Raw genomic sequence first — 9,412 nt, 5'->3', positions numbered from 1 at the left:
GGATGTGGGCGCACCAGCCGGCGGTGCGGCCGCAGGTGAACATCGCGGGCATCATGTGCGCGGGGACCTCGGCGAAGTCGAGGATGACCGCGGCCCAGAATTCGACGTTGGTTTCGATGGCCCGGTCGGGGCGGCTTTCACGCAGTTCGGCGAGGGCGGCCTGTTCGAGGGCGGCGGCGGCCTCGTAGCGGGGGCGTTCAGGGGTTGGGCGGTGGCGCGGAGCACCCGGGCGCGGGGGTCTTCGGCGCGGTAGACGCGGTGCCCGAAGCCCATCAGCTTTTCCTTGCGGTCGAGGATGCCCTTGACCAGGGCGCGGGCGTCGCCGGACTTCTCGGTGTCCTCGATCATCGGCAGGACGYGGGCGGGGCCGGGGTAGACCCTCGCGATAATGGACGAGTCCGGCGCCGTGCTTCCCCCGGGAGAGGTCGGCGAGGTCGTCGTTCGYGGCGCCAACGTGATGCACGGCTATCTGGGGCGTCCGGAGGAGACAGACCGGACCATCGTCGACGGCTGGCTCCACACGGGCGACGTCAGCCGACTCGACGAGGACGGGTACCTCACCCTCGTCGACCGCATCAAGGACATGATCATCCGCGGCGGCGAGAACATCTACCCCAAGGAGATCGAGAACGCACTCGCCACCCACGACGGAGTCCTCGAAGCGGCCGTCGTCGGAGCGCCCCACGAGTTGAAATAGCCGATGTCGGAATCTGTTTCGTTCCCCTTCGATTTGCCGTGTGATCCGTGACATTATTCGCGGGGAGGGTGGTCCGAAATATTCCGCCGGGCTCGAGTTCGCCTCGAGCTTTGTCCGCGGCGGACAGTGCGGACGGCTACGTGGCGGCGGGAACCCACTGTGGATCGCGGCCGGTGAGGCCGAGCAGTTGCTCGAGCAGTGGCGCGGAGTCAGGAACGGTCACCGGTCGCCCGAACAGTCCGGGCGTGCCGTGCGGGTTCTGGTCGGCCGATGACTTCGCGAACTCGTATGCGGCGCTGAGTAGTTCCGGTGCGCTGTGGAAGTTCTGATCGGTGGCGACGGCGAGGTCCCAACCGTGCACGACGATCTCGTCCACCGCGACCGCGCCCGCGACGTCGGCCGGTAGGTCGAGTCCACCTGCCTGGGTCATCCCGTGCCACGCCGCCTCCTCGCGCCAGGCGCCGGCGAGCGCGGCCAGACGCTGCGGGATCCGGGTGCGCCAGTCGGTGCCGAGGCGAGCGGCGTCGGCGGAGGGTGGTTGGCTTCCCCCGGCGGGCGGTGCCTTCGTCGCGGCGGCGGTGAACGCAAGCGACAGCCCGTCGATGTGGTCGAGGAGGTCACCGACGGTGAGCTCCGGGCACGGTGTCGGTGCTGTGAGTTGATCGTCGCGCACGGACTCGACGAGAGAGGCCATTACGTCGGTGGCGGGTTCGAGATCGAACATTCTCAGCACTCCTCGCGTCGGTCACTGTGCGGATCGGTGGTGGTTCCACGGTACGACGTGGTGCATCGATCGAGGTCGAAATCCAGGTCATCGGCCATGATGGGATCGAGCGAGCTCCCGGTGTCTGTCGCCAGGGCGTCCTACCGGGGTTTGGCTATCAGCACTTCCCCTTCGAGTCCGTCGGGGTCGCGGAAGAAGATGCTCTGGACGGCGCCGAAGTCGTTGACGGCTCCGTCGCTGGCCGCCTCATCGATCAGACGTTGCCGAATCGTGGCGAATGCTTCGTGTGAGGCGGCCTGCAGGCCGACATGATCGATGCGTCCCCGTCCCCACATGGGTGTTTGGCGCTCAGGTTCGGTGTTGCCTTCGATCACGAAGATGTTCAGTTCGGTGTGCGGGCCGATGCGGATGACGGTCATCGTTTCTCTGCCGTCGTCGCCGTGGGTGCGTGTGGGTCCGACGTCGGCGTCGAACACATCGGCGTAGAACCGGCCCAAGCGGGCGGCGTCCTTCGAGATCCAGGCGATGTGGTTGATACCGTCGAGCAGCACGCTGTTCTCCTGACGTTCGGGTTGCAACGGCTCGTGAGGCCTCGATCCTGCAGGATCGAAAGGCCTCACACATGGGCAGCCGCCCGGCTAATGAGTGCGAAGCTCGTCGATGAGCTCCTTCTTGTTCAGTTTCGAATAGCCCTGCAAACCCAGCTCTTTGGCACGTTTCTGGAGCTCGTCGACCGTCCAGTCCTCGTATGACTGCGACTTCCCGCCCGACTTTCCGACGTTCTCGCGCCCACGACTGGCCGCGGCATTGGAGATTCGTGCGGCCTTCTCCTTGGAATCGCCCTTCTCGCGGAGTTCCTCGTACATTTCCTGGTCTTTGAGTTGGGGTTGTGAATCCTTGCGTGCCATCTCGTGTTCCTCCCATCCGAAACATCGACGCTGCTGCATCTTCCGCCTACCCGTGCCACAAGCGAATCAAACAACACCTCGTGTGCAGTGCAGTCGCGCGCAGTTAATTTCGACTTGTTCGAGACCCTGGGATGAACACCCGAGCCGTCCGCAGAGACCAGCGACGCTTCGCGGACCTACATGACGATCGATCCACCGCCCGGAGACACACTCACCCTGGGCTTCGACGCCTACATTCAGCCTTCGAGTCAGCTCGGCCACTCGGGATCGGTCTCGGTGTCCTGGTGCCCTGATGGAGATCGTGATCCGTGCGGCGGTCCTGTCGTCATGGGCGACCTCGTTCAGCAGGGCGTGACGCAACAGGACTACTCCGTGACGTCCGCAGTCCTCGCGGTCGGAGTGTTCGCCCTGCTCACACTGGCCCTGGCATGGGCCAATGCGCGATTCCCCCGCGTGCGTGGGGTCACGCACGGTGTTCCCGTCATCATCGTTCGTGACGGGATACCCGACCTGCAGCGGCTACGCACCGAGCGAATGTCGCTGGACGACCTGATGGCGGATGCCCGGCAGAAGGGCATCCGCCGGTTCGACGAAATCGAGCTTGCCGTGCTCGAGACCAACGGCCGCGTTTCGTTCTTCACCCGGGCGGGTGGCGCGGGCGAAGGTGCGCCGGAGCAACCGGTTATCGCGTGAGATGCGGTCGGAGTCGCTCCGGCCTGGCGTACCGCGACGGCGTCCCGAGCCCTTACTTCGTCGAGGTCAGTGACCTGAGAAAGAAGGCCAGGTTGGCGGGGCGTTCGGCGAGACGGCGCATGAAGTAGCCGTACCACTGCTCGCCGTAGGGCAGATAGACCCGCACGTGTTGCTGCTGCTCGACCAGACGCAACTGCTCGGTGTCCCGGATGCCGTGGAGCATCTGGACCTCGAACTCGTCGGTGGTGCGACCCGTGGCCTTCGCCTGCGCCAGTGCGGCCTCGACCATGGCCGGATCGTGGGAGGCGACCATCGGGTAGCCCTCACCGTTCATCAGGACCCGCAGACACTGCAGGTAAGCCTCGTCGACCGCGGGCTTACCTTGGTAGGCAACAGATGCGGGTTCCTTGTACGCGCCCTTGCACAACCGGATCCGCGATCCGGGCCCGGAGAGGTCCCGGCAATCCGCTTCGGTGCGCTTCAGGTAGGCCTGCAGCACGGTGCCGAGAGTGGGAAAGTCCTCGCGGAGCTCTCCCACGATCGACAGGGTCGAGTCGGTGGTGGTGTGGTCCTCGGCGTCGACCGTGACCCAGACGCCGGCTTCCTCGGCCGCGGTACAGATCTTGTGGGCGTTCTCGAGTGCCACGTTGTGACCGTCCCGGGGAAGGCACTGTCCGAGCGCGGACAGCTTCAGGGAGACCTCGATGCTGCGCGGCCGACCGCCGGAGTCAGTGGCCGGGGCACGGTGCGCCAGCGACGACAACAGCGTCAGGTAATGCGACACGGTGCCGGAGGCCTGCCCGAGATCGGTGGTGTCCTCGCCGAGGTAGTCGATGCTGACGTAGCGGCCGGAGCCGAGGACATCGGTGGTCGCGGCCACCGCCTGATCCTCGGTCTCGCCGGCGACGAACCGGTCGACGAGGCCCTTGGTCACCGGAATGCGACTGACCGTGCGTTCCATCCGCGGCGAGCGGGCTGCGGCGAGCAGGGCGGGCCGGAGCAGATCGGCGGCCGCCATCAGATGTCCTCGGTGGAGTCGGCGCCCTGGTGGGGGTAGTGGTGGTCGGTGGCCGGGACGAACGTTTCCTTGATGGTGCGGGCGGAGGCCCAGCGCAGGAGGTTCTGCGGGGAGCCGGCCTTGTCGTTGGTGCCCGACGCCCGGGCGCCTCCGAAGGGCTGTTGTCCGACGACGGCGCCGGTGGGCTTGTCGTTGATGTAGAAGTTGCCGGCGGCGAATCGTAAGTCGTCGGTGGCCTTGGCGATCGCGRTGCGGTCGTCGGCGATGATCGAGCCGGTCAGCGCGTAGGCGGACCCCTTGTYGACCAGGTCGAGGATGTTCTCGAACGATCCGGCGGCGGAGTCGTCGTAGACGTGGACGGACAGGATCGGTCCGAAGTACTCGGTGCGGAAGGCCTCGTCGGTGGGGTCGTCACCGAGCAGGACGGTGGGGTCGACGAAGTAGCCGATGCTGTCGTCGACGTGGCCGCCGGCGGCGATGGTCAGGCTGGGGGTGGCCTTGGCGCGGGCGATGGCGTCGGCGTTGCGGTCGAAGGCTCGCTGGTCGATGACGGCGCCACCGAAGTTCGAGAAGTCGGTGACATCCCCGTATTTCAGGGTCGACGCCTTCTCGATGAAGTCGTTGCCCATCTTCGCCCACACCGACTTCGGGACGAACGCGCGGGAGGCCGCGGAGCATTTCTGTCCCTGGTAGTCGAACGCGCCGCGCAGCAGGGCGGTGGTGAGGGTGTCGGGGTTGGCGGAGCTGTGGGCGAGGACGAAGTCCTTGCCGCCGGTTTCGCCGACCAGGCGTGGGTAGCTGTTGTAGTTCGAGATGTTGTCGCCGACCTGGCGCCACAGGTGCTGGAAGGTGGCGGTGGACCCGGTGAAGTGGATCCCGGCCAGGCGGGGGTCGGCGAGAACGATGTCGGAGACCTCGGCGCCGGGGCCGTTGACGAGGTTGATCACCCCGGGCGGCAGACCGGCGGCCTCGAGCAGTTTCATCGTCCAGTACGCGGCCACGGCCTGGGTCTGCGAGGGCTTCCACACCACGGTGTTGCCCATCAGGGCGGGTGCGGTGGGCAGGTTGCCGGCGATGGCGGTGAAGTTGAACGGGGTGATGGCGTAGACGAAGCCCTCGAGGGAGCGGTATTCGAGCTTGTTCCACACGCCGGGGGAGGAGATCGGCTGGTCGGCGAGGATCTGCCGGGCGAACTGGACGTTGAAGCGCCAGAAGTCGATCAGTTCGCACGGGGTGTCGATCTCGGCCTGGTACGCGGTCTTGGACTGGCCGAGCATGGTTGCGGCGGCGAGGGTTTCACGCCACGGTCCGGACAGCAGGTCGGCCGCACGGAGGAACACTGCGGCGCGGTCCTCGAAGGACAGTGCCCGCCAGGCCGGGGCAGCGGCGGTCGCGGCTGCAACGGCGTCCTGGATGTCCTGGGCGCCGGCATTGGTGAAGGTGCCCAGGACCGCGGCATGCCGGTGCGGCTGGACGACGTCGATCGCGGGGCCGTTGCCGCGCCGGTGCGCACCGCCGATGACGTTGTGGATCTCGGTGGGGTTGGACCCCAGCTCGGCCAGTTTCGCCTGCAGTCGGGCACGCTCGGGGCTACCCGGGGCGAAGGAGCCCACCGGCTCGTTGATCGGCTGGGGCGTGGTGGTGACGGCGTCCATGGAACCTCCTACGGGGGTGTGGCGGCGAAGGAACCGCCGCTCGAACTAGGTGTAGTCAACACCAGAACAGAGCCGAGATATTGAGCCAACAGGACAAGAAATGCTGATGAAGGTTGTACTGTTGGCTAAACCTGTTCTCACCCTCCGAGCGGAGCGATGTCGGTGCCTTCCGGAAATCGAAGTCCTGCCACGGCAGCCGCGGCGCCCGATCCTTCTGCCGAAACCATCACGCTGCGTGAGCTTCTCCGTGCTCTCGACACCGCGGTCGTCGAGCTGATCGACGCTCCCGCGGGTGACGACGTCGCCGTTGCATCGGTGGCGCTCGTCGACAGCTCCGATCTGACGGTCGAAACCGAATCGCAATCTCCGATGCAGGACTTGTATCTCCATGTGGGGGTTGCGGACGCCGACGCCGTGCGCTGGTTCGACGACGTCTCCGGGCGGGCGCGACGGCACCGGCCGCATGCGGTGATGTCGAAGACGGCGCACGAATCGAGCGCAGTGCAGGCGGCGGCGCACCGTGCCGGCGTCGCCCTCGTGGCGGTGCACCCGAAGGCGCGATGGGATCACGTGTTCCCGCTGGTCCAGCGCATGCTCGACCGGTCTCGCCGCGGGCGTGGCGCACCTGCGGACCCGGATCTGCTCGCCACGGACACTGACCTGTTCGGCCTCGCGCAGATCGTCGCCCAGAACGCCGGGGGGATGGTCTCGATCGAGGACGCCCAGTCGAAGGTGCTCGCATACTCTGCCTCCGACGAAGCGGCGGACGAACTGCGCGCCTTGTCGATCCTCGGCCGTGAGGGCCCACGCGATTACCTGCGGACACTGCAGAAGTGGGGAGTGTTCGACCGGCTCCGGGAAAGCGACGAGGTCATCGACGTGCCCGCGCACGAAGAACTCGCCACCAAGCGGCGCCTGGTGGTCAGCATCCGCCAGTCCACCGAGGACACCTCGACCGCACCGCGGCTTCTCGGTTCGATCTGGGTGCAACAGGGCGACGCACCGTTCAATCCGGATGCGGTGGACGTGTTGCGCGGCGCTTCGGCGATCGCAGCCCGGATCATCTCCCGAAGTCTCAACGCCCCCTCCACCGAGGGGTTGCTGGTCCAACGGTTGTTCGGTGCGCGTGGTGGGGGCGTCGATGTTCCCTCCGTGGCCAGCGCCCTGAACTTGCCGATGAGCGGCGCGGCCGCTGTCGTGGGCTTCGCGCCGACCGGATCGGAGAGCTCGACGGCCACCGGCGAGTTCGCCGGAATGGGCAGCATGCTCCGCCTGCACGCGAGCTCGTTCAGCCGCCATTCGGTCGCCACAGTGATCGGTGATCGCGCCTACGTGCTCCTTCCTCGCTACAAGTCCGCTGCGGGGGTCACCGCGTGGACGCGGCAGCTCGTCGACCAGTTCGAGGCCAAGCGGTCGATCGTGCTGCGGGCCGCGATCGCCGTTCCGGTTCCCGACCTCGCGCAGGTGGCCGCGGCGCGGGTCGAGGTCGACCGGGTTCTCGACGGCACTGCCGCCACGTTCCCGGAGGGACGGGTGACCACGCTCGCCGAATCCCGCACCGCGGTGCTGCTCGGGGAGATCCTCGACCTCGTCGGCGAGCACCCGGAACTGCACGATCCGCGCGTCGATGCGCTGTACGAGTACGACCGCAAGCATGGTTCCAACCTGTGCGAGAGCGCCGAGACCTACCTCGCGGAGCACGGGGACGTTCGTAATGCCGCCGCCGCACTGAGCGTGCATCCCAACACGCTGCGGTACCGGATCCGCCGAGTGGAAGTTATCATCGGGATCGGTCTGCAGGACGCCGCCGACCGGCTGCTGTTCGAACTGCAACTTGCCGTGCACCGGCGCGCGACACCGGAGAAGCCGCCGCAGGGTTGACGCGTTGGTCAGGAGATGACGGCAGACCAGATCTCGTCGACGGAGAGTCCGGAGTCGTCGCTGAGAACAGCTTGGGCGACAAGGAGTTTCCCGGTGTTGACCAGATGAACGCGCATGGCGGCTTCCGCTCCGTCGGGGTCCCCGGCGATGATGGCATCGATGATGGGCGCATGCTCGTCGTCGATGTCGGTGAGTGTTCTGGTCTTGTCGGCGGTATTGGCCCCGAGCAGCCGGGTGGTCTCGCGAAGGGTCTTGACGATCGCGCGGGCTCGGGCGTTGTCGGCGGCGTCGAGAATCAGGTCGTGAAGCCCGAGATCATGATGGGCGAACTCGTGTTCGTCGCCGCCGGCGGCGGCGTCCTGCATCAGGCGTCGTTGCCGCTGCAGTGCATCCGAGAGCATGGGGTCGGCCGCGGCTGCGGCCTTGCGGACCGCGGGTAGTTCGAGGGCCAACCGGACTGCGAAGATCTCCGCGATCTCCTTCGGCTGGGGGAGGAGAATGCGGAAGCCCTGGCGTGCTTCGAACTTGATGACTCCCACTTCTTCCAGGCGCAGTAAAGCGTCCCGCACCGGGGTTCGGGAGATGCCCAGACCCTCGGCGAGTTGGTAGACCGAGTACTTCACTCCCGGTTTCATGCGGCCGTCGTCGATGGCCGCCCGCACCGCCGCGATCGCCTGCTCCATCCGTCGTCCCGCGAACGGGGTGAGCGGTTCGAGTTCGAGCGCTTCGTCTGCCACCCGATCACTGTAACAACACGGGGCTGTTCGTAGCATGCTAGAGGTTGTAGCATGCTACGAATGATCTCCGCTGAATCACTGGCCGCTGAGCTGCGCAGTTCGGGAGTGAGCGACGTTCTCTCCGACGGCACCACCCGCGCTGCCTATTCGTCCGATGCGTCCCTGTACCGGGTGCGACCGCTGGTCGTCGCGCGGCCGCGCCATGCCGACGAGGTGGCGGCCGCCCTCGCGGTGTGCCGCCGAGAGGGCGTGCCGCTGACCTCTCGCGGTGGCGGCACCTCCGTTGCAGGTAACGCTGTCGGGACCGGACTGATTCTCGACTTCAGCCGGCACATGAACCGGGTGCTGTCGATCGACAGGGACGCACAGACCGCCACCGTCGAGCCGGGCACGATTCAGACGGTGCTGCAGCAGGCCGTCGCACCGCAGGGCCTACGATTCGGGCCCGACCCATCGACGTTCACTCGATGCACCATCGGCGGCATGATCGGAAACAATGCCTGCGGTTCGCGCACGCTCGGATACGGCCGGACCTCGGACAACGTGAAGGGCTTGCACGTTCTGACCGGGACCGGGGAGTCGTTGCAACTGGGTTCGGCCGGTGAGGTGACGGCCTCCCCGGCGCTGAGTGCACTACAGCAGGTCACCCGCGCCGGTTTGGCGACCATCCGCACCGAGCTCGGGCAATTCGGCCGTCAGGTGTCCGGATACGCCCTGGAACACCTGTTGCCGGAAAATCGGTTCGACGTGACCCGCATGCTGGTCGGCACGGAGGGCACCCTCGCGGTGGCAACCCGCGCGACGGTCCGCTTGGTGTCCGAGCCCGCCCACCGCGTCCTGGTCGTGCTGGGGTACGCCGACATCGCGTCGGCGGGTGACGCGACCCCGCTGGTGCTGAAGTTCGATCCGACCGCCTGCGAGGGTATCGATTCCCGGATCGTCGACGTGGTGCGCGAGCGCCGCGGTCCGGATGCGGTTCCGCCGTTGCCTGCGGGGGCGGCCTGGTTGTTCGTCGAGGTCGTCGGCGACGACCTCGACGAGACGATCGCCAGGGCCCAGCAGGTCGGACGGGACTGCGGAGCCGTGGACAGCCTCGTCG

Annotated in this window: 9 protein-coding genes and 2 pseudogenes; 4 read left to right on the top strand and 7 right to left on the bottom strand. The window is 66.9% G+C overall.

The features are described from left to right. A pseudogene (locus AC1D1G_RS36240) lies at positions 1-366 on the bottom strand (citrate/2-methylcitrate synthase); the annotation flags it as partial. 10 nt (positions 367-376) lie between these two features. Between AC1D1G_RS36240 and AC1D1G_RS36235 the strand changes: the two are divergent. Then, a pseudogene (locus AC1D1G_RS36235) lies at positions 377-691 on the top strand (class I adenylate-forming enzyme family protein); the annotation flags it as partial. 142 nt (positions 692-833) lie between these two features. On the opposite strand, the gene AC1D1G_RS36230 reads toward AC1D1G_RS36235, so the two are convergent. From AC1D1G_RS36230 to AC1D1G_RS36220, 3 genes are all read right to left on the bottom strand, one after another. Next, entirely contained in the window at positions 834-1,421 is a 588-nt protein-coding gene (locus tag AC1D1G_RS36230; RefSeq protein ID WP_283333964.1) for a TIGR03086 family metal-binding protein, read from the bottom strand. A gap of 140 nt (positions 1,422-1,561) precedes the next feature. Next, the gene (locus tag AC1D1G_RS36225; RefSeq protein WP_280784312.1) at positions 1,562-1,972 is read right to left on the bottom strand and encodes a VOC family protein; all 411 of its coding nucleotides are present in this window, start codon (positions 1,970-1,972) and stop codon (positions 1,562-1,564) included. 87 nt (positions 1,973-2,059) lie between these two features. Continuing rightward, a complete protein-coding gene (locus AC1D1G_RS36220; RefSeq protein WP_283333967.1) occupies positions 2,060-2,329 on the bottom strand; it encodes a DUF7218 family protein in 270 nt (89 codons plus the stop codon). A gap of 180 nt (positions 2,330-2,509) precedes the next feature. Here AC1D1G_RS36220 and AC1D1G_RS36215 point away from each other — a divergent pair, with 180 nt between their 5' ends. Further along, positions 2,510-3,022 (top strand): DUF421 domain-containing protein, encoded by a 513-nt coding sequence (locus AC1D1G_RS36215; protein WP_317569733.1) that lies wholly within the window; start codon positions 2,510-2,512, stop codon positions 3,020-3,022. 52 nt (positions 3,023-3,074) lie between these two features. On the opposite strand, the gene AC1D1G_RS36210 is transcribed toward AC1D1G_RS36215, so the two are convergent. Both AC1D1G_RS36210 and pruA read right to left on the bottom strand, forming a co-directional pair. Next, positions 3,075-4,040, bottom strand: coding sequence for a proline dehydrogenase family protein (locus AC1D1G_RS36210; RefSeq protein ID WP_283333971.1), 966 nt, complete (start codon positions 4,038-4,040; stop codon positions 3,075-3,077). Further along, on the bottom strand, positions 4,040-5,695 hold the full coding sequence (gene pruA / locus AC1D1G_RS36205; protein WP_477955889.1) for an L-glutamate gamma-semialdehyde dehydrogenase: 1,656 nt from the start codon (positions 5,693-5,695) through the stop codon (positions 4,040-4,042). The genes AC1D1G_RS36210 and pruA overlap by 1 nt, the downstream gene beginning before the upstream one ends. Positions 5,696-5,851: 156 nt before the next feature. Here pruA and AC1D1G_RS36200 point away from each other — a divergent pair, with 156 nt between their 5' ends. Further along, positions 5,852-7,576 (top strand): PucR family transcriptional regulator, encoded by a 1,725-nt coding sequence (locus tag AC1D1G_RS36200; RefSeq protein ID WP_317569736.1) that lies wholly within the window; start codon positions 5,852-5,854, stop codon positions 7,574-7,576. An 8-nt stretch (positions 7,577-7,584) separates the two neighbouring features. Here AC1D1G_RS36200 and AC1D1G_RS36195 read toward each other — a convergent pair whose 3' ends face one another. After that, positions 7,585-8,313 carry a GntR family transcriptional regulator gene (locus AC1D1G_RS36195; RefSeq protein ID WP_283333976.1) on the bottom strand — a complete coding sequence of 243 codons (729 nt, stop codon included), beginning with the start codon at positions 8,311-8,313 and terminating at the stop codon, positions 7,585-7,587. Positions 8,314-8,373: 60 nt separating this feature from the next. Between AC1D1G_RS36195 and AC1D1G_RS36190 the strand changes: the two genes are divergently transcribed. Then, positions 8,374-9,412: FAD-binding oxidoreductase (locus tag AC1D1G_RS36190; RefSeq protein ID WP_477955888.1), on the top strand; the 1,039-nt coding region annotated here is incomplete at its 3' end.

It is taken from the genome of Rhodococcus sp. P3_B8 (genome assembly GCF_056402775.1).
This window is presented reverse-complemented; position numbering and strand designations above follow the sequence as displayed.

What these genes read in the sequence shown, in the direction of transcription:
- AC1D1G_RS36230 (WP_283333964.1), bottom strand. Translation starts at nt 1,421, where the DNA reads ATGTTCGATCTCGAACCCGCCACCGACGTAATGGCCTCTCTCGTCGAG.
- AC1D1G_RS36220 (WP_283333967.1), bottom strand. Translation starts at nt 2,329, where the DNA reads ATGGCACGCAAGGATTCACAACCCCAACTCAAAGACCAGGAAATGTAC.
- AC1D1G_RS36215 (WP_317569733.1), top strand. Translation starts at nt 2,510, where the DNA reads ATGACGATCGATCCACCGCCCGGAGACACACTCACCCTGGGCTTCGAC.
- AC1D1G_RS36210 (WP_283333971.1), bottom strand. Translation starts at nt 4,040, where the DNA reads ATGGCGGCCGCCGATCTGCTCCGGCCCGCCCTGCTCGCCGCAGCCCGC.
- AC1D1G_RS36200 (WP_317569736.1), top strand. Translation starts at nt 5,852, where the DNA reads ATGTCGGTGCCTTCCGGAAATCGAAGTCCTGCCACGGCAGCCGCGGCG.